21 protein-coding genes are annotated in these 19,119 nt (G+C 54.8%); 20 read left to right on the top strand and 1 reads right to left on the bottom strand.

The genetic code is table 11. The features are described 5' to 3' along the window. Positions 1–8: 8 nt before the first annotated feature. From J2Z70_RS28575 to J2Z70_RS28495, 17 genes are all read left to right on the top strand, one after another. The gene (locus tag J2Z70_RS28575; RefSeq protein WP_036723283.1) at positions 9–227 is read left to right on the top strand and encodes a phosphopantetheine-binding protein; all 219 of its coding nucleotides are present in this window, start codon (positions 9–11) and stop codon (positions 225–227) included. After that, positions 224–604 (top strand): holo-ACP synthase, encoded by a 381-nt coding sequence (gene acpS, locus J2Z70_RS28570; RefSeq protein ID WP_036723284.1) that lies wholly within the window; start codon positions 224–226, stop codon positions 602–604. Before J2Z70_RS28575 ends, acpS begins: the two co-directional genes overlap by 4 nt. A 20-nt stretch (positions 605–624) precedes the next feature. After that, positions 625–1,824, top strand: a complete 1,200-nt coding sequence (locus tag J2Z70_RS28565; protein ID WP_209878731.1) for an MFS transporter — start codon at positions 625–627, stop codon at positions 1,822–1,824. Further along, on the top strand, positions 1,775–2,215 hold the full coding sequence (locus tag J2Z70_RS28560; protein ID WP_209878729.1) for a cupin domain-containing protein: 441 nt from the start codon (positions 1,775–1,777) through the stop codon (positions 2,213–2,215). Before J2Z70_RS28565 ends, J2Z70_RS28560 begins: the two co-directional genes overlap by 50 nt. A gap of 50 nt (positions 2,216–2,265) precedes the next feature. Next, on the top strand, positions 2,266–3,231 hold the full coding sequence (locus J2Z70_RS28555) for an amidohydrolase family protein (protein WP_051477854.1): 966 nt from the start codon (positions 2,266–2,268) through the stop codon (positions 3,229–3,231). An 8-nt stretch (positions 3,232–3,239) separates the two neighbouring features. After that, positions 3,240–4,001 carry a cyclase family protein gene (locus tag J2Z70_RS28550; RefSeq protein ID WP_209878726.1) on the top strand — a complete coding sequence of 254 codons (762 nt, stop codon included), beginning with the start codon at positions 3,240–3,242 and terminating at the stop codon, positions 3,999–4,001. A 65-nt stretch (positions 4,002–4,066) separates the two neighbouring features. Then, positions 4,067–4,375 carry a TIGR04076 family protein gene (locus J2Z70_RS28545; RefSeq protein WP_209878724.1) on the top strand — a complete coding sequence of 103 codons (309 nt, stop codon included), beginning with the start codon at positions 4,067–4,069 and terminating at the stop codon, positions 4,373–4,375. 16 nt (positions 4,376–4,391) lie between these two features. Continuing rightward, the gene (gene hemW / locus J2Z70_RS28540; protein ID WP_209878722.1) at positions 4,392–5,750 is read left to right on the top strand and encodes a radical SAM family heme chaperone HemW; all 1,359 of its coding nucleotides are present in this window, start codon (positions 4,392–4,394) and stop codon (positions 5,748–5,750) included. 14 nt (positions 5,751–5,764) lie between these two features. Continuing rightward, positions 5,765–6,082 (top strand): carboxymuconolactone decarboxylase family protein, encoded by a 318-nt coding sequence (locus J2Z70_RS28535; protein ID WP_209878720.1) that lies wholly within the window; start codon positions 5,765–5,767, stop codon positions 6,080–6,082. After that, entirely contained in the window at positions 6,072–7,451 is a 1,380-nt protein-coding gene (hemW, locus tag J2Z70_RS28530) for a radical SAM family heme chaperone HemW (RefSeq protein ID WP_209878718.1), read from the top strand. Before J2Z70_RS28535 ends, hemW (J2Z70_RS28530) begins: the two co-directional genes overlap by 11 nt. Next, positions 7,448–8,887, top strand: coding sequence for a U32 family peptidase (locus J2Z70_RS28525; protein ID WP_209878716.1), 1,440 nt, complete (start codon positions 7,448–7,450; stop codon positions 8,885–8,887). Before hemW (J2Z70_RS28530) ends, J2Z70_RS28525 begins: the two co-directional genes overlap by 4 nt. Then, on the top strand, positions 8,884–10,080 hold the full coding sequence (locus tag J2Z70_RS28520; RefSeq protein ID WP_209878714.1) for a flavodoxin family protein: 1,197 nt from the start codon (positions 8,884–8,886) through the stop codon (positions 10,078–10,080). Before J2Z70_RS28525 ends, J2Z70_RS28520 begins: the two co-directional genes overlap by 4 nt. A 39-nt stretch (positions 10,081–10,119) precedes the next feature. Then, entirely contained in the window at positions 10,120–10,878 is a 759-nt protein-coding gene (locus J2Z70_RS28515) for an alpha/beta fold hydrolase (protein WP_209878712.1), read from the top strand. A gap of 2 nt (positions 10,879–10,880) precedes the next feature. Beyond that, positions 10,881–12,164 (top strand): B12-binding domain-containing radical SAM protein, encoded by a 1,284-nt coding sequence (locus tag J2Z70_RS28510; protein ID WP_209878710.1) that lies wholly within the window; start codon positions 10,881–10,883, stop codon positions 12,162–12,164. Between the two features lie 26 nt (positions 12,165–12,190). Further along, complete coding sequence (locus tag J2Z70_RS28505) at positions 12,191–13,477, top strand: B12-binding domain-containing radical SAM protein (protein WP_209878708.1); 1,287 nt, start codon at positions 12,191–12,193, stop codon at positions 13,475–13,477. 4 nt (positions 13,478–13,481) lie between these two features. Further along, on the top strand, positions 13,482–14,780 hold the full coding sequence (gene hemW / locus J2Z70_RS28500) for a radical SAM family heme chaperone HemW (RefSeq protein ID WP_209878706.1): 1,299 nt from the start codon (positions 13,482–13,484) through the stop codon (positions 14,778–14,780). A 15-nt stretch (positions 14,781–14,795) separates the two neighbouring features. Then, positions 14,796–15,602, top strand: a complete 807-nt coding sequence (locus J2Z70_RS28495) for a HEAT repeat domain-containing protein (RefSeq protein ID WP_209878704.1) — start codon at positions 14,796–14,798, stop codon at positions 15,600–15,602. A gap of 523 nt (positions 15,603–16,125) precedes the next feature. Here the strand turns inward: J2Z70_RS28495 and J2Z70_RS28490 are convergent. Then, a complete protein-coding gene (locus J2Z70_RS28490; RefSeq protein WP_209878702.1) occupies positions 16,126–17,064 on the bottom strand; it encodes a ketopantoate reductase family protein in 939 nt (312 codons plus the stop codon). A gap of 147 nt (positions 17,065–17,211) precedes the next feature. On the opposite strand from J2Z70_RS28490, the gene J2Z70_RS28485 reads away from it, so the two are divergent. The 3 genes from J2Z70_RS28485 (at position 17,212) to J2Z70_RS28475 (ending at position 19,063) form a co-directional block, all read left to right on the top strand. Next, on the top strand, positions 17,212–17,763 hold the full coding sequence (locus tag J2Z70_RS28485; protein ID WP_209878700.1) for a TetR/AcrR family transcriptional regulator: 552 nt from the start codon (positions 17,212–17,214) through the stop codon (positions 17,761–17,763). 341 nt (positions 17,764–18,104) lie between these two features. Beyond that, positions 18,105–18,563, top strand: a complete 459-nt coding sequence (locus tag J2Z70_RS28480) for a RidA family protein (protein ID WP_209878698.1) — start codon at positions 18,105–18,107, stop codon at positions 18,561–18,563. Between the two features lie 44 nt (positions 18,564–18,607). After that, positions 18,608–19,063: an AAA family ATPase gene (locus J2Z70_RS28475; protein WP_245368598.1), complete on the top strand. Its 456-nt coding sequence runs from the start codon at positions 18,608–18,610 to the stop codon at positions 19,061–19,063. The last annotated feature ends 56 nt before the right edge of the window (positions 19,064–19,119 follow it).

The following is a 19,119-nucleotide window of genomic DNA, read 5'->3' as shown; positions in this document are numbered from 1 at the left end:
TGTATCTAATGGTATTCGAGAAGGTAAAAGCAATCATTGAGGATATTGGCATTGAGGATGAGATTATCGAATCATCGCGGCTCTATGACGATTTGGCCCTGGATTCAACAGAGCTGGCGCTGGTCTCTACAGCACTTGCGAAGGCGTTTGGCATCTTCATTGAGAGTAGGGTGCTTAAGACGTATTCTGTAGCCCAAGTGATCGAAGCCGTTGCCTTGAAGGCATGATTAGAGGGATCGGCATGGATCTGGTCAGTATCAGCTTTGTCGAGCAGATGCTGGAGAAATGCGGTGAACTGTTCGTACAGCAGTATTATTCCATGGAAGAGAGGGAGCTGTTCGCCTGTAAAAAAAGACATGCCGAACACTTCCTGGCCGGCAGATTCGCCGCCAAAGAAGCGCTGCTGAAGGCCATCGGCACAGGAATGAACTGTGAGCTGGACTGGAATGAGCTGGAGTTCCTTAACCATCCCGGCGGCCAGCCCTATCTGGTCCGCAGCCGCAGCCTGGAGCCTTATGTACAGCAGCAGGATTCCATCCATGTAAGCATCAGTCATCACGGTGATTATGCTGCTGCATTCATCATTATTGAGAGCAGTCAATGACTGTGAGGAGGACGAGTCACATGAGCAACAACAAAATATTCACACTTTTGGCCATCAACATTCTACTCGTATTTTCAATTATGGTCAGCATCTTCCCCATCGCACCCCTGATCAGCAGTGATCTCGGCATGACCTCCGGTGAGATTGGAACGATAGCGGGGATTGCCTCGCTGGTGATGACCTTTCTGTCGATTCCCTCCGGCGTGTTCGCGGACCGCTACGGGCGGAAGAAGATTATTATCGCTTCCATGGCTCTGTCGGCCGTGGCCGTATTCATGGTAGCTGCATCCCACGGAGTCCTGCTGTTCACGGCGGGGTGGCTGCTGTTCGGCTTCGCCAGAGGCTTCGTGTCCACACCGATCTTCGCGGTGGTGATGGATGTGTGCAAGCCCGAGGAGCGGGGCAGAGCGATGGGCATTGTGTCCGGGGCCATCGGTGCCGGGTCGGTGCTGGGGTATGTGCTTAGCGGCCTGCTGAGCAATTATTTCGGCTGGCATACCTCCTTCGCGGTGCTGGCTTCACTGCTGCTGCTGTCCACGCTGGTTACCACGGTGCTGCTGAGGGAGACTGGGGTCAAGAATACAAGCAGAAGCATCGGGCAAGCCTTCAAAAGCTCCTTCAAATGGCTGGGCGTCCGTGAAATCCTGCTGGCGGGTATTGTCGGAACCCTGTGCTTCATGGTGGGGGTCTTCACCACCTTCCTGGTGCCGTTCGCGGCTAAGGAACAGGATATCTCCCTGGTGCTGCTCAGCCTGCTCTTCATTCCGTATGAAGCAGTAGCCTCGTTCGGAGCAGTCTTCGTTGGCTGGATCTCAGACAAGGTAGGCAGACATGCACCGCTGATCTGGGCCCAGTCGATCTGTGTAGGAGCGCTTGTGCTGCTGTATGCACTTGACTTCAATCCTTGGCTGCTAACCTTCGGATATGCCCTGATCGGACTTACGGAAGGGCCAATTATTACCCTGGTCAATACGATTATTACGGATAAGGTCATTAAGATTAATCCGATGGAGATGGGCGCGGCCTTGGGAACCTTCCGGACCCTTCAGGGGGTCGGGATTGCGTTGGGGTCCACGCTTGGCGGGTTCTTCTACAGCAGAATCGGAACGCATCCCAGCTATCTGGTGGCCGCCGGGCTGATGGTGCTGACGCTGCTGATCTCACTGAGCCTTGGCAAGAAGGAACAAGCTGGCGTCACCGAATATAAATCTGCGGGATAAGGGGTGCAGTATGAACCAGGTCTACACGAAAACAGTGGTCCATATGGATGAAGTGCCGGTGGTTCATTCCAGAGGAGGACAGATGCGCGTACTGGCGAGTCCGGCGACAGTCGGGTCCACCCAGCTGATCATGGGCCATGTCCTGCTCCAGCCGGGAGAAGAGATCAAGGAGCATCTTCATGATTACGGCGAAGAGAATGTCTACGTCGTCCGGGGCCGGGGAACGGCGTTCATCGAGGATATCCCGCACGCCATCCGGGAGAATAGCCTGTTCATTGCGCGGAGGGGTGAGCGGCACCGGGTAGTCAATGAGGGTCCGGGCATGCTGGAGCTGGTCTTCGCTACAGCGCCGCTGGCCCCCAGGCCGGAGATCGGGCACAGAGAGGTCTGACCTCCCTTCTAGGCAATACCAATTCTAAGCAAAGTGGTGAGAAGACAAACGTGAAGAGTGATCTTGTGATTGTAGATACCCATGCCCATTTCGCCGTCAAGGAGAATAAGAGCCTGGAGCTTAGCCTGGCCGCGGCCGGGACCGTCCCGGATTACAAGAAGCAGAAGGGCTTCGATGACCTGCAATATCTGAAAAAGATGGTGGGCGCTGGCGGAGACGGCTTCGTGGACGAGAACAATATGCTGGAGGATTACCTTGCTTGTATGGACGAGAATCAGATCGCCATGAGCTGGGTTCATCAGCTGAGCTTCGAGGATGTCTACGGCTATGAGGTGCTGTCCAATGAGAAAATCGCCGAGGCGGTCCGCGCCCACCCCGACAAGCTGCGCGGCTTCGCCAGCGTCAATCCCTATAAGGGGAAGGAGGCGCTGGCGGAGCTGGATTATGCCATTAAGACGCTGGGCATGCAGGGCTTCAAGCTGAACCCCAATGATTACGGGGGCTTCGTCCTGAACGACCGTGAACTGCTGTATCCGCTGTATGAGCGGTGCAGCGAGCTGGGCGTTCCGGTCAGCGTGCATACCGGGATTACGCCGGGCAGTATTTTTCGGATGAAGCATAACTACCCGATACTGCTCGATGATGTTGCTGTGGATTTTCCCGACCTGACCCTGATTGTGGAGCATATGGGCCATCCCTGGAATGACCTGTGCTATTACATGGTCGGCAGACACGACAATATGTATGTGACGATAACGGCGGTAGCCAATATCCTGATTCACAATAATCCGAAGGTGTTCCGGATGGAGCTGGCCAAAATGATCTCGGTCTGCGGCAGCCACAAGATCCTCTGGGGCTCGGACTGGACGGTTACCCCGAACATCGCCGAGGTGCTGAATTACATGCAAAAGGTAGTGATCCCGCTGCCCATGAAGCTGATGATGGGGGTGAAGGAGATCAAACGGGAGGATGTTCAGAACATCCTGGGACGCAACGCACTCAGAATCATGAAGTAGGTGAGGACATGGCAGTTCAGTTCATAGATTTAAGTGTGCCTATGGAGCAGAATCCGGGCGAGCTGGCCCCGTACGGGTTCGAGCAGACCGGCCATCAGGAGGGGGCGGACCGCTTCGCCCGCCAATTCGACGGGAGCCGGAAGGACTTCCCGGGCGAAGAGTTCCTGAATATGGAGATGATCACCGCGTCCACTCATACCGGAACCCACTTCGATGCCCCCCTGCACTTCGGCTCCAGGAGTGAGGGAGCGCCGGCAGCGTCCATTGACGAGGTGCCGCTGGAGTGGTGCTTCGGCGACGGTGTGGTACTGGATTTCACCCATATCCAGGCGGGCAGGGCTATAGAGAAGCAGGATATAGTGCAGGAGCTTGAGCGGATCGAATATACGCTTAAGCCGCTGGATATTGTGCTGATCCGTACAGGTGCGGACCGGCACTGGGGGACCTCCAAGTATCTCACGGATTATCCGGGGATGAGCAGGGAGGCTACGGCATTCCTGACCGGCCAAGGCATCAGGCTGATGGGCATCGACAGCTACGGGTTCGACCGTCCGTTCAAGCATATGATCAGTGATTATAAGCGGACCGGGGATAACGCCTATCTGTTCCCCGCTCACTTCTGGGGCAGAGAACAGACGTATTGCCACATGGAGCGCCTGGCGAATCTGGAGCAGATTCCGGTACCGTACGGGTTCAAGGTGGCTTGCTTTCCGATCAAGATCAGGCAGGCCGGTGCGGCCTGGGTACGGGCAGTAGCGATTGTTGAGTAGGCTAAAGAGTAGGTCATTACAGTCTAAGTGAAACGAATCACATAATCCAAGAGGAGGAATTAGGGATGAATTATGAATTTGAGCTTAAGGTTACGGGTGTTAAGGGGCATTGCCGGGCAGGGCATAAGGAAGGGGATGTCATGAAGGTCTCCCCGCTGAACGCAGGCAATCTCTGCGGAACGGCCTTTCATGCGGTCTTCCCGATGCTGCTGGCGCTGAACATGGATGCGAAGCTGCCGTGGGACCCGGAGGGCAATATTGTACACTCGGCTTGCCCGGATATGCGCAACCAGATGACTATGGAAATCCGCCGCATCCCGGTGGAGCCGTCCGAAGATTCTCCATATGCAGGCCGGATGCTGCAATCCAAATGAAGGGAGACCGCTCCATATGAATAATGCGAAGCCATACGTTGAAATGTTCAAGGAGAGAGATTCGATCTGCGTCTCGCATTATCCGGTGCCTGTCTCACAGCACACAGAGCCTGAGGTCCGGTCGCTGATGGAGCTGGATCAGGTGAATACCAAGGATACTCCGGTGGCGCTGTATCTGCATATTCCCTTTTGCGATGCGACCTGCTCGTTCTGCCCGTTCAACCGTTATCTGAAGCGGCAGGATCAGGTGGACCGCTACCTGGCCGCTGTCCGGCAGGAGATGGACAGCTATGCGGCTACGCCGTTCGGCAGCAGTATTACGGTCTCCTCCATTAATCTGGGCGGCGGGACACCCTCCTGCCTGTCCTCGGAGGAGCTGACCGGACTCCTGCAATACATGAAGCAGTCCTTCCGCGTCGAAGAGGAGGCCATGATCTTCATCGAAGGCAACCCCCGGAATTTCACGGCGGACAAGCTGGAGACCTTGGCTTTGCAGGGATTGAACCGGATCAGTGTGGGCGTGCAGACCTTCCAGGAGGAGCTTGCCGGAATACTGGGACTGTATCACAGTGTCGAGGATTCGTTCGCGTTAGTGAAGAATGCGCGTAACAGCGGCATTGAGAATGTGGGTATTGATCTGATGTACAATCTGCCGGGTCAGACGCTGGATCAATGGCGGGCGGATATTCTCACCTCCATCGAGCAGGAGATTGACCATATCTGTGTGATTTCCTTCTGTGTGGTGCCGCATACGCAGATTGCTTCGCGTATAGCGGAAGGGAAGATTCCGGGGATCGGGGATGTCTACCGGGAGATCGAGCTGTATACCATCGCCAAGGAGATGCTGCTGGAAGCCGGGTATGAGCAGTACAGCGTCATTGATTTCGCCAAGCCGGGCAAGACGGACCGGCACGCCACCCTGTACTTCTCGGAGCAGGCGCATATGATCGGGATCGGCGCGGCTGCTTTTGGCATCATCAACGGCTACATGTATATCAACAGCGGCAATCTGAATGAATATATGACCCGCGTGCAGGACGGGCTGCTGCCGGTCAATTGCGGGGAGAAGGCGGATGAGCGGGAGCTGGCGCATGGGGCCATGGCCAAAGGGCTGCGGATGCTATCTGTTAACCGTGCCGGGTTCGTGAAGATGTTCGGGCAGGAGCCGGAGCAGCTGTTCCCGGAGACGATAGAGCGTCTGGTGCAGGACGGTCTGCTGATTCAGGATGCCGAAGGGATTCGGCTGACAGGCGACGGCATTATATGGGGCAACAATGTGAGTAAGCAATTTTTCTCCGCGAAATATGCGGATTACGGGCTGCAGCACCGGATGAAGCTGGCTAAGGGACGCCCGGTACAATCGGTTCAATCATAAGGAGGGTATAGCTGATGAGCGATATGTTGATGAGAGTTAATCCGCAGGTAGGGGCCGCTTTTGATAGCATGTGCAAGTCGATTGAGGATACGGGGACGCTTGAGCCTAAGGTGCGGGAATTGATCCGGCTGGCTTGCGTAGTTACAGACCGTTCTACCTACGGCATCCGGCTGCATGCGCTGAAGGCTTATGAGCTGGGTGCGAGCGCGGAGGAAGTGACAGAGACCGTGATGAATTGTCTGCCGGTGGCAGGGATTGAGGCGGTCTCCTCGGGCCTTGCTGCGGCATTGTCGGCTGTGGAAGCCAAGCGGGGTGTTCATCATGGCAGTTAAAACGTCCAACGAGCGCTTTTATAATATCTATCCTCACAGAGATCCTATCTGCGTATCCCACTACCCCAATCCTGTGACCGAGGTTCCCCCGGCTGATATTTACGGAACAATGGGCCTTGGTGACCAGCCTCCGGCGCATAATGTCGGCGCAGTCTATGTCCATGTTCCCTTCTGCGCCTCTGTCTGTATCTTCTGCCCCTTCAACAAGATGGCCTATCAGGAAAAGCAGGTGGAGCAGTACATGGAGGCCGTCAAGGCCGAAATCGGCATCTATGCTTCTTCCCCGTATGGTTCGCAGTCCACGATCAGCGCGGTGACGTTCGGGGGAGGGACGCCTTCAGCTCTGTCGGCTGAACGGATGGTGGAGATGCTGAAGAGTGTCCAGGCGAATTACCGGGTGACGCCGGATGCGCAGATCTCTTTCGAGGGCAGTCCGGCAACCTTGACGCTGGAGAAAATGCAGGCCATCCGCGCCCAGGGGGCGAACCGGATCAGCATTGGCATCCAGACCTTCAATGACAAGATGGGGCATCATCTGCGGATGAGCCATGATTCCCGGCGGGCTTTCGAGGTGCTGGAGGAAGCGAAGGAGGCGGGCTTCGAGAATATTGGTATCGATCTGATGTACAACCTGCCCGAGCAGACCATGGAGGAATGGCTAGAGGATGTCCGTACGGCGGTACGTCTGGGCATTGACCATATCACGGTATTCTCTCTGTGTGTAGTACCCTTCACAGCACTGTTCAAAATGATCAAGGAAGGCAAGATTCCCCCTACCGGCAGTGTCGAGCTGGAAGTGGATATGTACCTGGAAGCCAAGCGGCTGCTGCAGGAAGAGGGTTATGTCCAGTACAGCGTGTGGGATTTCGCCAAGCCGGGCTTCGAGGACCGGCATGTCCTCTTGTACTATACCCAGCAGAAGGATCTGTTCGCGCACGGCCCGGCCGCCTTCGGTTATGTCAATAAGCTGATGTATATCAACCAGGGAGATATCCAGGAGTACAGTGACCGGCTCCAGCAGCAGTTCCTGTCCGTCTTCATCGCCAGCCAGGCGGATGATCTGGAAGCGATGCACGGGATGATGGCCAAAGGCCTGCGGATGCTGTCCGTGAAGCGGAAGGATTTCACCGGCATGTTCGGATTCCAGCCTGAGGAGGTCTTCGGTACGACGATCGATGAGCTGGTAGCCAAAGGCCTGCTGGAAACGGATGAGCATGAGATCCGCCTGTCCGCGAGAGGTATTGTCTGGGGCAACAACGTCTGCAAGGAGTTCTTCTCGGAAGCGAACCAGCAGACCTTCGAGAGCCGTGTGAAGCTGGCACGCGGACAAAAGCCGGCTGAGGCTGCCGGAGAGGAGCTGAAGGGATGAAGCTGTCTGTCGGCACGAACTTTGATGACCGGTTGCCTATCCTGCTGAAGGATTCGCATGTGGATGTTTTCTATGGCAAGCTGTCCTCTGATCTGGTGGGCGGCGGAAGACCAACCTTTGCACTGCCAACCATAGACCGGGCGAGGGTGGAGGAGCATGTGAAGCTGCTGCATGCCTACGGGTTCAAGTTCAATTATCTGCTGAACGCTACCTGTCTGGATAACCTGGAGACCACGAAGGATTTCCATTACCGCCTGCGCGAGCTGCTGGAATGGATCGGCACGCTGCAGCCGGAATATGTGACGGTATCGCTCCCGATGCTGATTGATATGGTGCGCACCGCGCTGCCGGATGTGAAGATCAGCCTGTCTACCTTTGCTAATGTGAATACGCTCAGACAAGCCCGGTATTTCGAGGAAAAGGGCGTCAGCGAGATTACCCTGCCCGAGAGCCGGAACCGTGACTTCGCCTTCCTGGAGAGCCTGAGCAAGAATACCCGCCTCGACTATCAGCTCATTGCGACTAATGACTGTATGCTGGATTGCCCGATGCGCCAGAATCATGCGAACTTTCAGAGCCATGCCTCGCAGTGTAACCATGTGACGGACGGCTTCGCGCTGGATTACTATATGCTGCGCTGTACGGAGCGTAAGCTCCAGCACCCGGAGGAGCTGCTGAAGTCGCAGTGGATTCGCCCGGAGGACATGTATATCTATGAAGAGCTGGGCTACCACAAGTTCAAGCTGACCGAGCGGATGAAGACCACGGAGAAGATTGCCGCGACTGCGCAGTCCTACTCCGAGCGGAAGTATGAGGGGAACCTGCTTAGCCTGCTTAATTCGCGGATGGCCGAGGCTGACTTTGAAATGCCGAACTTCTCGAAGAACATCAAGGAGGATTTCGCACCGTCCGACAAAATGAGACAGGTATACCGCCTGCTGTTCAGCTTCCAGGCCAGCATCGACAACAAGAGTATGGAAGGCTTCCTGGAGGGCTTCTGCTCGAAGCGCTGCGACCGGATGGACTGTGACAAGTGCGGCTACTGTGCTGAATGGGCCAGCCGGACCGTGTCCATGGCGAAGCCCGGGGATGAAGCGCTGAAGGAATTCGAGCAGCTGTTCGCGGCGCTCGCTTCGGGAAGCTTCTTCGAGTCAGCGGCCGGGGCGAAGGCGGTCTGGAGCGCGGAGGGCGAGAGTCTTCTGGGTGCGGTCATTGGGCGCAAGCCCGAGTTCATCCGCGATATGGCCGGGCCTGAGATCCGGAAGAAGGCCGAGGAGCTGGCGGCTGCCCGGGGAAGTGCCCAGGTCTTACGGCAGGATGTTGCCAAGGCCAATGTACTGTGCACCCCGGCAGACTTCCGGATGTTCGCGCTTAGCGATCTGCGGGCACTGGGCTTCGATACGGCTGAGCTGGACTTAGAGGAGGCAGCCGGATGAAGAAGATCATCGGGCTTGCCGGGTCCATGAAGAAGCATCACAGCTCCAGCGAATATCTGCTCTCCGTTGCGCTTGAAGCCGCAGCGGAGCAGGGGGTGCAGACGGAGCTGCTGCGGCTGAATCATTACAACATTCTGCCCTGTGACGGCTGCGGCAACTGCATGAACGGCAAGCACTGCCACCTGCTGAAGGACCCGGAGGACCAGTTGACGGAGCTGTACGACAAGCTGAAGGAGGCGGACGGGTTCGTCTTCGCCTCCCCGGTCTATGCGCTCTCGCTTCCGGCCGTCTGGAAGAACTGGATCGACCGCTGCGAGCCGTGCAGCGACGAGGATCTGGACTTCGAGTACTACAATTACGACCGGGTGGCCGGAGTGAAGGGCAAAGCGTTCAAGGGCAAGGTCGCCGGACAGATTGTTGTCGCAGCGGGACCGGGGCATGAATGGGCGCTGGCCTCGCTGATGCCCTGCTTCACGGCGATCAAGCTGTCGATGATTGCCAGCGCGGGCATCAGCCTGATTGAATATGACGGCCAGCCGGGTATCCGCAAGCGCTCCTGGAGCAAGCCGATTGAAGAAGCGGAAGAGGCGAAGATGATGGCCCGGGCGGTCGGGATGCGGGTAGCCTCCTCCTTGGGCTTCTCTTACTTCGACCTTCCCGGGCAGTCGGGGGCAGGGCGAGAGCAGGGAAGCGGGGGGCAGGATGCTATGGAGCGGAGCCAGGACCCTATGGTGCCGAGCCAGGACCGCGGGGTGCAGGCTGAAGTCTGGTCTGCCTTCACTGTGCAGGACGTCCGGGATGAGGAGGTTACGCTCGGTGAACTGGCTTCGATTCAGCCGCGCATCTTCGTTATCGGCGATCAGCAGGCCAGCCTCCGCTGCGGGCCGCTGCTGGAACAGCTGGAGCAGCAGTTCGGCGGGAGCGCAGACTGTGCGCTGATTGCAAGAGTGGGGCAACTGCCCCACTTCATCACGCATGAATTCGTGAAGGAGAAGACGAGCCAGACCGTTCCCGGCTTCATGCTCTACTATGACTGGGAGGATAAGCTGGCCTCACGCTGCACCCTGGCGCCTGGACAGCCGGCTATTCTGGTAGGCAGAAGCCCCGGGGAGTGGCGGTTGTTTGCAGTCGATGAATCAGACGGCCGGGATATAGACCGGGTCGTGGACTATCTGGAGGAAGCTGTCGTATGAGCGGCCCGGCCGGGAAGTTCAAGGGAGGATGCACACTACATGCTGAAGACTAAGGGGATACCTTTATTTTATAGCCGGCAGGGCGCCGGGGAGGCCGTGCTGTGTCTGCACGGCAACCGGGACTCTTCGCTCGTCTTCGGGGACCTGGCCCGGGCACTGGAGCCTCATTACCAGGTGATCCGAGCGGACCTGCGCGGACACGGCCAATCGGAATACGCCGGTCCGGCCTTCACCCTGGAGGACATGGTTGATGATATTCTCAGGCTGCTGGATGAGCAGGGGCTGAAGCAGGTCTCGATCATCGGGCATTCCCTGGGCAGCACGCTTGCACTGCTGCTATCCGCCCGTGAGCCGGACCGGGTGAAGAAGCTGGTGCTGATGGGGGCCGCCGCCACCTTCGCGGTTCCGTTCAAGCGGCCGGAGCACGGGGAAGAGATCACGCCGGATGCTGTGCGGCAGACGAATGCGGCGGCGGTCCCGTATTTTTTCACCGAGGGCCATGAGGAGGTTCAGCATCAGATTCTGGAGGGCTGGTCCCGGCTGCCTGCCGCGACCCACCGTCTGATGATTCAGATCAAGCATCCCGATCTCCGGCCGATCCTTCAGGGCATCCGGCAGAGATCGCTGATTATAAGCGGGGAAGAGGACCGGATTACGCCGCTGCACAAGGCCCTGGAGCTGAACCGGTACCTGCCGGACTCCCGGATGCATTCGGTTCCAGGCGCTGGACACTTTATGTTTCTTGAAGCGGGCGAAGACGTAGCTGCTGCCGCGCTCACTTTTCTTAAGGGGGAGTGAGCATGGGCAGAGTGCTGCTGATCTCGGCGAATACGGAGAAGCGGCCCCCTGTATTCCCGCTGGGTCTTAGCTATATTCACGCCAGTCTTGTCGCTTCCGGCTGGGAGGCAGGCATGCTGGACATGACTCAGCTGGAGTACACCCGGGAGGCCGTTACGAATTACCTTAACGCCTATGCGCCCGATTACATCGGCTTGTCGATCCGTAACCTGGATAATTGCTGCATGCAATATCCCCGGAGCTTCGTGGATCAGGTCTGCTTGATGGTGGATTGGGTGCGGGAATGGAATAGCAGGGCCGGAATCATTCTGGGCGGGGCGGGCTTCTCGCTCCTGCCCCGGCAGTGGCTGCAGGAGACGGGAGCCGATTACGGCATTGTCGGTGACGGCTGTGACAGCATCGTGGAGCTGCTTAGCCAGCTGGAAGCGGGGCAGGTGCCATCCGCAGTAAGCGGGCTCATGTTCAGGACAAGGGCCGGGGAATGGAATTACTGGTCGCCGTATGCGCCTGAACAGCTGGATCAGGAGTATTTTCCCAGCCGCAGCGGGTTTCTGCACAGCTATGATGTGGACCGTAGGGTCCGTCATAATGTATTGACCAAAAGGGGCTGTGCGCTAAGCTGTACCTATTGTGCTTACCCGTCACTGGAGGGCCGGGCCGTCCGCCTGCGGTCGCCTAAGGGGGTTGCCGATGAGATTGAGCAGATGGTGGTGCAGTATGACATCGGCTCATTTGATTTCGTGGACAGTGTGTTCAACTATCCCCTGGAGCATGCCGAAGAAATCTGCCGGGAGCTGATCGGGCGGACACTTCCGTTATCCTGGGGCTGCTTCCTGAATCCGCGGTTCTTTACGGCAGAATTCGCCGGGCTGCTTAGGCAGGCCGGGTGTACGGAGGTGGAGTTCGGCATTGATTCAGGCAGCGATATCTGTCTCAGGTCGTTCAAGAAGAACTTCCGGCAGGCCGAGATCCGGACAGTGGTCCAGCTCTGCCGCGATCAGGCGCTGGACTTCAGCTTCTGCCTGCTGATCGGGGGGCCGGAGGAGACACCGGAGACCCTGCACGAGACGCTGGAGCTGATGGAGGAGCTTGCGGTGCAGCGCATCTTCGGCTTGTTCGGCATCCGTATTCTGCCGTCCACCGATATGTACAGCTATGCAGGTTCGCCGGAGCCGGATGAGCTGCTTCATCCGAAATTCTTCATGTCCCCGAAGCTGAGCCTGGAGCAGGCGAACAGTATCTGTGCGCCGTACCGGGAGCGCAACCCGGACTGGATGTTCATTTGAATGAGGAAGAGCGGGTGGAGTGAAGCATGAGAATACTGGTGGTGTCTACGAATACGCTGCTGAAGCCGCTGCCGGTCCTGCCTGTCGGGGCGGGGATGGTCTACTCGGCCCTCACGGCTGCCGGATTTAAGGCACGCTTTCTGGATCTGGCTTTTGTGGCTGAGCCGCTGGAGGCGCTCCGCGAGGAGCTGCGGGTTAACGGAGCAGATCTGATCTGCCTCTCGGTGCGCAACATCGATAATCAGGTGATCCAGCAGCCGGAGAGCTATCTCGCTTTTATACAGCAAGTCATGCAGGTATGCCGTACCTGCAGTTCAGCCAAGGTACTGCTTGGCGGGGCTGCAATGCTGGTAATGCCGGGCGAACTGGTGAAGGAGCTGGGGGCGGATTACGGCATCAAAGGGAGCGGGGGCGAAGCGGAAGCGGTGCGGCTGGCCCGTGAGATCGAGCGGGGGCAGGCCCCGGAGACAGGCACGGTACGTAATGCAGATCCCGCCTATCATCCGGTGTACAGCCGTATTCCGCCGAAGCCGCTGTTCGCTCCGCAGTATTTTATCCCGAACCCCCGCATCAAAAAAGCCTCGATGGGCTACCAGGCCTCCAGAGGCTGCAGCCGGCACTGCATCTATTGCTCGGAGGGCTACATGAATGCCGGTGCCTGCCGGATTCCTGCGGAGCAGTTCAGTGAAGATATGAAGATCCTGGAGAATGACTATCAGGTGCATAACATCACTTTTGTAGACGGGGTGTTCAATCATGAGGTGGAGGAGACGGTGGAGTTCTGTAAGCTGATCGGCTGCACAAGCCCCTCGCTGGAATGGAGCTGCGCCTTGACCCCGGCTCATGTTACGGAGGAATTGATCCGCTCGCTGAAGGAGAACGGCTGCCGCTTCGTGGACATCGGGGCCGACTCAGGTTCACAGCAGATGCTCCGGCGGATGGGCAAGCAGTTCACCCCGGAGCAGTTGGTTAAGCTGGGACACCTGCTGGAACACTATCAGCTTCCCTACTCGGTATCGCTGCTGTTCGGCGGGCCGGGAGAGGATGCGGAGACGGTGCAAGAGACGGTCCAGGTGGTCAATCAGATGAACCCTGTGTATATTCTGGCCAGCCAAGGCATTCGTGTCTACCCTCACACCGCACTCTACCATATCGCTCTACAGGAGCAGGTGATCCGGGCTGAGGATAACTTGCTTTTTCCAGCCTACTACCAGTCCAAGGACTACAGCGCTGACCTGCTCACCGATGCTCTGTCCGCATCACGCCACATCTATAAAGATATGCTTATGAATTCAATTGGAGGAAGGACTTGATAGAATGAACAAACCTGTGTACCCGTTCCGGGAGATCGGGATAGGGCACTATCCCATGGGGAACACACCGGTGTCGCCAGAGGACAGCAAACGGCTGCCGTCACTCATGAACTTGAATCAAGCCGCGGCAAGCTCCAAACTGGTCTATGTACATATTCCCTTCTGTGACTCGATCTGCCCGTTCTGCCCGTACCCCAAGGCGTTCAACGAGCAGGGAGCCCGCAAGGATTATCTGGCTGCACTGTTCCGCGAGCTGGAGATGTATGGGATGACGCCGCAGATCCGCAATTGCTCAGTGGAGGCGCTATATATCGGCGGCGGGACGCCAAGCGTGCTGGACGAGGAAGAGATTACCGCATTATTCGAGCAGCTACAGGCTACACTTCCTATGCATAATATCGAAGAGATCACATTCGAGGGCAATCCCGCCTCGTTCACCGCTGCCAAGCTGAAGCTGCTTCAGGCGCTTGGGGTGAACCGGATCAGTCTAGGGGTGCAGACGTTCAACGATGAGCTGGGCAGACGTCTTGGGCTGCTTCAGACCGGGGAGGATTCCCTGCGGGCGATTCAGGATTCCAGAGAGGCGGGCATCGCGAACGTCAGCCTGGACCTGATGTACAATCTGCCGGGCCAGACGATGCAGGAATGGCTTGAGGATCTGGCGAAGGTAGTGGAGCTGGACATCGGTCATGTCACGCTGTTTCCGCTGAAGATTATTCCCGGCTTCGGTCTGGCGAAGCGCATTGCCAGCGGCGAGCTTCCGGCCTGCGGCGGACTTGAGCTGGAGCAGCAGATGTATATAGAGGCTTGCCGTTATCTGGAGTCGCAGGGCTATTCGGTGGAATCGACTTATGATTTCGTCCGGCCGGGAGGCCATCATGTGTATAGCCGCAAGCATTTTGACGATTACCTGGACTTGCTCTCTGTGGGACTGGGGGCGTTCGGCGATGTGGGCGGGTATGCCTACCAGAATGTGAAATTACTCCCTGAATATGTGAAAAAGATTACATCCGGCGACCTGCCCATTGCTTTAGGCTACGAAGTGAAGGCAGAGGATCTGCCCAACCAGTTCCTGGCGATGGGCTTGCGCCGTACAGCGATTGACCGCCAGCAGTTCCGCCGCAAATTCGGCGTTTTCCCGGAGGAGCATTTCCCCGAGCTGTTTGACAAGTTCGTGAAGGAAGGGCTGGTGGAGATCCGCGAGGACACGATTGCGCTCACGCGTTTCCACGGGTTGTTCTGGGGCAACAATGTATGTAAGGAGTTCTGCGAGGAGCAGATCAAGATGGCTTTTCCAAAATGATGGAGGGGTACTGAGATGAATAGTAAAGTAACCAAAAACGTCTTCTATGAGGATCTTCAGGAGGCCGGGAGGTTCGGGGAACTGGAGCAGCGTCTCATGGGCGAGTCGAACCTGCCGGGACCCCGGGCGAATCTGGGCGCGGCTTCCACCTTCGCGGATGCTTTCGCATCGGACTGGGTGGCCAGCGAAGCCTGGGAGCTGCTTGTGGAGTGGACCGGCAAGACGGAGGCGGAAGCGCCGACGGATGATCCCCGCGAGTTCCTGCCGTTCTGCGCGCTCCAGGCGATGGGCAGCTATTACCGCTATGCGGAGCCTGCCCGCCAGGAGACCATTCTGGAGCGCTGCCGGGCGGCGATGAATGACGCCCGCTGGCGGATGCGCGAGGCGGCAGCGATGGCGCTGCAGCGCATCGGGGAGCAGGACTTCGGCGCGCTCCGAACCTTGTTCGATGGCATGAAAGACACGGCTAACGCGCTGGAGCAGCGGGCCTTCGTTGCTGCCCTGGCCCACCCGCCGATGCTGAAGGAGCAGGCCAATGTCCTGTATGCGCTGGAGCTGTCTGAGGAGATCCTGGACCAGATTGCCGCCGGACAGACCCGCTACGGCGCGGAAGAATTCCGCGTTCTCTCCAAAGGTTTGGAGTACGCACTCAGCGTCTTTGTGGAACGCGCCCCCGAGCAAGGCTTCCGCATGCTCGCCAAGTTCGCAGTAACGGATGACAAGCGGATGCAGAAGATCGTGAAGTCCAACCTCGGCAAAGCCCGCCTGGCGAAGAAATTCAGCCAGGATGTGGAGCGCATTCAGGTGTTGATGAATGCTTAGATGGGGGAGCGGGGGCGGGATGAGGCGCTTCGTGGGGGATTGGAGGGGCGGCGGCGTAAGGCTCTTGAGAAATACGCTTGTTGAGGGAGCGAACCCGTCTGGTTACCCAACTCTGCTGCTCCATGCTCCTTCGCGGACCTGAGGGCCGTTATTTTTAAACAAACCTTGTTTTTTGCGGCTAGGCGGACTGTAGTGCGCTTATTGTCTCTCTGCGAGGCGTTTTCAGGTGGCATATCCATCAATAAGCGCCCTGTAGTCCGCGAATGCTGGAAAAGTTGGATTTTTCGGAAATAAGGGCCTCTGAGTCCACTTGGAAGAGTGGAAGAGAGCACCACGCTGAGGTCCTAGTCAAGTAAAGGAAACAGAGATAGCCGGCCTGCATTCATAAGTATGCGGTCCGGCTTATTTTGTAGTGTGTTGTGTTTATGTATTTGTTAATTTGGATGCAGTCGCACTCTACGTGTGTAGAGTGCGTGGATTGAACTCAGAATTACTCTGTTTCGATAAATATCTTAAACCACTCTTATCCCGATACGTCTTCTTTGTGTTGCCCACTGTTTTCCAAAGCCGCAGCAAGCCGAGGCAACGCTATACCTAATTTTTTCGCTTCCCGCACAACTTCATGTATCGCAAAGCCTGCTCTGCTATTGTTGTATTCCATGAAAAGCCGTGCTAAGCTGCCCTTTGCAAAAACCAGCTTGTTAAACAGCGTGCCGAGAAGTGCCGGCGGGATCTTAGTCAGCAGCAGAGAAGTCGCATCAGCTTTTCCGCCTCTGGCTTTTATTACCGGAATCATCTCCCTCATACTCCTGCCAACATTTGCGAAGGAGTCGCTATGATCCAAGACTGCCGCAAAACTTCCCAGTCTCAACACCTCGGCTTCCATTGCCGCATTCATGGCGAAGTGATTCCAGAGCCAGTTCTGCATATCCTTGATCCAACGAATTTTAAAATGGGCACTTTCCAATAGCACTTTGACCTTGTTGTTAATAGCTTCAGTGCCTGCCCGTGGCTGCTCCAGAAACAGCATTTTTAAAAAGCCGCCTCTAAGCCTGTTGTCCTCAATGCCACCGCCGCCTCCCGGGAATCCAAAGACCACATTGTTCATAGACAGGGGCGAGATCGATGATTTCAAATCCTGCCAAAGGTTATTGAAGATGAGGATAGGCGTGCTCCCGGCAACTGCCGATAATAGTTGTGCTGCTGCCGGAAGCTGCTCCGTGTTGACACTCACAATAATGAGGTCATAACCGGGACTGATTTTCTCATGCAATGTAACGTTCCAGTTTTCTTTGACGAGCTGCTTCCCCTTTCGTGCGTCCCACATTTCAAGCTCGATGCTGCTGCCGAAGGTTTCTTTTCTCCCTTGTCTAACGTAGAACTCCACTGTATGTCCTGCCTGTTCCATCGCCCAAGCATACTGGACCGATATGACACCTCTGCCGAAAAATAAAATTCTCATATTAGCCTCCTGAGCCTATATATTAATCCTTGTTGATTATCCAACAACGTGTTGTATAATTTATTGTATAGAAGCGCTATAGGACCATCAACCATCAGATTTTTAAAATTTGTCGTGTAATCGGTGTACAGAAACTGGAGGCCAATAATGAATAAGCAACCTGAAATTACGGATAAAACAAGACAAACCTTCATCAATGTATTCTGCGATTTATATAGCCAGAAACCCATTGAAAAAATAACCATCCAAGAGATCGCAAAGCGATCAGGATATAACCGCAGCACCTTTTATCAATACTTTACGGATATCTATGAGTTGTTGGACAATGTTGAAGAGCGTGTTTTTAGATCCATTAAAGAGGAAATGGCAAGCAGAGAATTCTCCACACATACCTTCCAAGACGCACTTCAATGTCTGGAGAACGCAGAGGAAATTTCAATCCTGAAAGCCCTCTTGGGCGACTATGGTTCTGTTCGTTTTATTGAACGTCTGAAAAGAGAAATTCCTTTTGAGCGATTAATTGTCGACCTTCCGGCAAATGAAGCTTTAGCACCCTATATCATTGAGTTTTACATATCCACACTAATGTCGATGTTTCGCCTGTGGATACGGAATGACAAGGATCTGTCGTCGGAAGAATTGGTCAAGCTGATAGATACCCTATTTACTAATGGGATTGGGACGACGGTGATTCCTTAATATGTTAAAATACAACAATGATATGATGAGGAGGATTGTCCTTGCTTAAGTACATAGAACGGCATACGAAGGAAGGGAAGAATCATGAATTTAAAATGAACGGTTTTAGGAATTGCAGTCCTGGTTATACTTTTCTGTTCTCTGGCCTTAACACCTTTTAGTAAAAACTTAAGAATTAATACTGCAAAAATGTTAATATCAACTCGGCTTCAAAATGAAACTTGGATTCTTGTTGGAAAAGAAAAAAGGGATGAATTAATCAAAGAATTTGTAGAGAAGTACGGCACACCCTGATACCTTGCTTTAATTTTTCCAAATCTAATGAGTGAGGAGATTGAAAAATGACTGATCAAACAGTGGCTAGTAGATTAGCAACATTAGGAATCGTTCTCCCCCATGCAAGCGAACCGGCAGCTAAGTATGCAAACTTCGTAAAAGTAAACGGGTTATTGTTCGTTTCAGGCAAAGGACCTGCTGGTACGCCTAAAGGTAAGTTAGGTCAGGAGTATACCACCGCAGAAGGTTATCAGTTTGCCCGGCAAACGGGGATTGAGATTTTGGCTGTACTACAAACAGCTTTAGATACACTGGATAAAGTGAAACGAGTGGTTAAAATTCAGGGTTTTGTGAATGCGGTCGCTCATTTTGAAGAACATCATAAAGTGTTAAATGGCTGTTCTGATCTGATGCTGGATGTTTTCGGAGAAAAAGGTATCCATGCCCGTTCAGTCTTTGGAGCTGTTTCGGTTAGAGACAATCTTCCAATTATTATTGATTCTATATTTGAGGTTGAGGAGTAAATAATCAACTTATTTATGAATCCAGGAGTGATCACTTGATTATTATGATTAACGGAGCATTTGGCTCTGGTAAGACTACGACTGCTCAAAGGCTTCAACCCTTAATTCCAAATAGCATGATTTATGATCCTGAGGAAGTTGGATATATGTTAAGAAAGATCATTACAGAAGATGAAGAGGAACTAACTGATGATTTTCAGGATATAGAATTATGGAGAATACTTGCTGTAAAGACAGCTCAAGAATTATTGAAGAAGTACAAGAAACATCTTATTGTTCCTATGACAATATACAAAGCTGTGAATTTCGAATACATTTACAACGGTTTTAAAAGTATGGATCGAGAAGTTTTTCATTTTTGTCTCTTAGCATCCGAAAACACAATTAAAAAACGTATTGAAAAACGCGGGAACACTTATGATGCCTGGTACCAGCAGCATACAAAAGCAAGTATAACTACATTTAACCCTCAGTTGACAGAATTCTCCCATCTTCTTTAAGTGGGGGATGAATGGAAACGGTCTAATCTACATGGATTCTAACCGCCTAAGATGCT

This window comes from Paenibacillus silagei (assembly GCF_017874735.1).
Taxonomy (GTDB): domain Bacteria; phylum Bacillota; class Bacilli; order Paenibacillales; family Paenibacillaceae; genus Paenibacillus_AQ; species Paenibacillus_AQ silagei.
Note: the sequence above shows the minus strand (reverse complement) of the source record. Positions and strands in the feature narration are given on the sequence as shown.

Coding starts and splice junctions, on each gene's coding strand:
- J2Z70_RS28480 (WP_209878698.1), top strand. CDS start 18,105: ATGACTGATCAAACAGTGGCTAGTAGATTAGCAACATTAGGAATCGTT.
- J2Z70_RS28565 (WP_209878731.1), top strand. CDS start 625: ATGAGCAACAACAAAATATTCACACTTTTGGCCATCAACATTCTACTC.
- hemW (WP_209878722.1), top strand. CDS start 4,392: ATGAATAATGCGAAGCCATACGTTGAAATGTTCAAGGAGAGAGATTCG.
- acpS (WP_036723284.1), top strand. CDS start 224: ATGATTAGAGGGATCGGCATGGATCTGGTCAGTATCAGCTTTGTCGAG.
- J2Z70_RS28475 (WP_245368598.1), top strand. CDS start 18,608: ATGATTAACGGAGCATTTGGCTCTGGTAAGACTACGACTGCTCAAAGG.
- J2Z70_RS28550 (WP_209878726.1), top strand. CDS start 3,240: ATGGCAGTTCAGTTCATAGATTTAAGTGTGCCTATGGAGCAGAATCCG.
- J2Z70_RS28515 (WP_209878712.1), top strand. CDS start 10,120: ATGCTGAAGACTAAGGGGATACCTTTATTTTATAGCCGGCAGGGCGCC.
- J2Z70_RS28510 (WP_209878710.1), top strand. CDS start 10,881: ATGGGCAGAGTGCTGCTGATCTCGGCGAATACGGAGAAGCGGCCCCCT.
- J2Z70_RS28505 (WP_209878708.1), top strand. CDS start 12,191: ATGAGAATACTGGTGGTGTCTACGAATACGCTGCTGAAGCCGCTGCCG.
- hemW (WP_209878718.1), top strand. CDS start 6,072: ATGGCAGTTAAAACGTCCAACGAGCGCTTTTATAATATCTATCCTCAC.
- J2Z70_RS28520 (WP_209878714.1), top strand. CDS start 8,884: ATGAAGAAGATCATCGGGCTTGCCGGGTCCATGAAGAAGCATCACAGC.
- J2Z70_RS28525 (WP_209878716.1), top strand. CDS start 7,448: ATGAAGCTGTCTGTCGGCACGAACTTTGATGACCGGTTGCCTATCCTG.
- J2Z70_RS28495 (WP_209878704.1), top strand. CDS start 14,796: ATGAATAGTAAAGTAACCAAAAACGTCTTCTATGAGGATCTTCAGGAG.
- J2Z70_RS28545 (WP_209878724.1), top strand. CDS start 4,067: ATGAATTATGAATTTGAGCTTAAGGTTACGGGTGTTAAGGGGCATTGC.
- J2Z70_RS28575 (WP_036723283.1), top strand. CDS start 9: ATGGTATTCGAGAAGGTAAAAGCAATCATTGAGGATATTGGCATTGAG.
- hemW (WP_209878706.1), top strand. CDS start 13,482: ATGAACAAACCTGTGTACCCGTTCCGGGAGATCGGGATAGGGCACTAT.
- J2Z70_RS28485 (WP_209878700.1), top strand. CDS start 17,212: ATGAATAAGCAACCTGAAATTACGGATAAAACAAGACAAACCTTCATC.
- J2Z70_RS28535 (WP_209878720.1), top strand. CDS start 5,765: ATGAGCGATATGTTGATGAGAGTTAATCCGCAGGTAGGGGCCGCTTTT.
- J2Z70_RS28490 (WP_209878702.1), bottom strand. CDS start 17,064: ATGAGAATTTTATTTTTCGGCAGAGGTGTCATATCGGTCCAGTATGCT.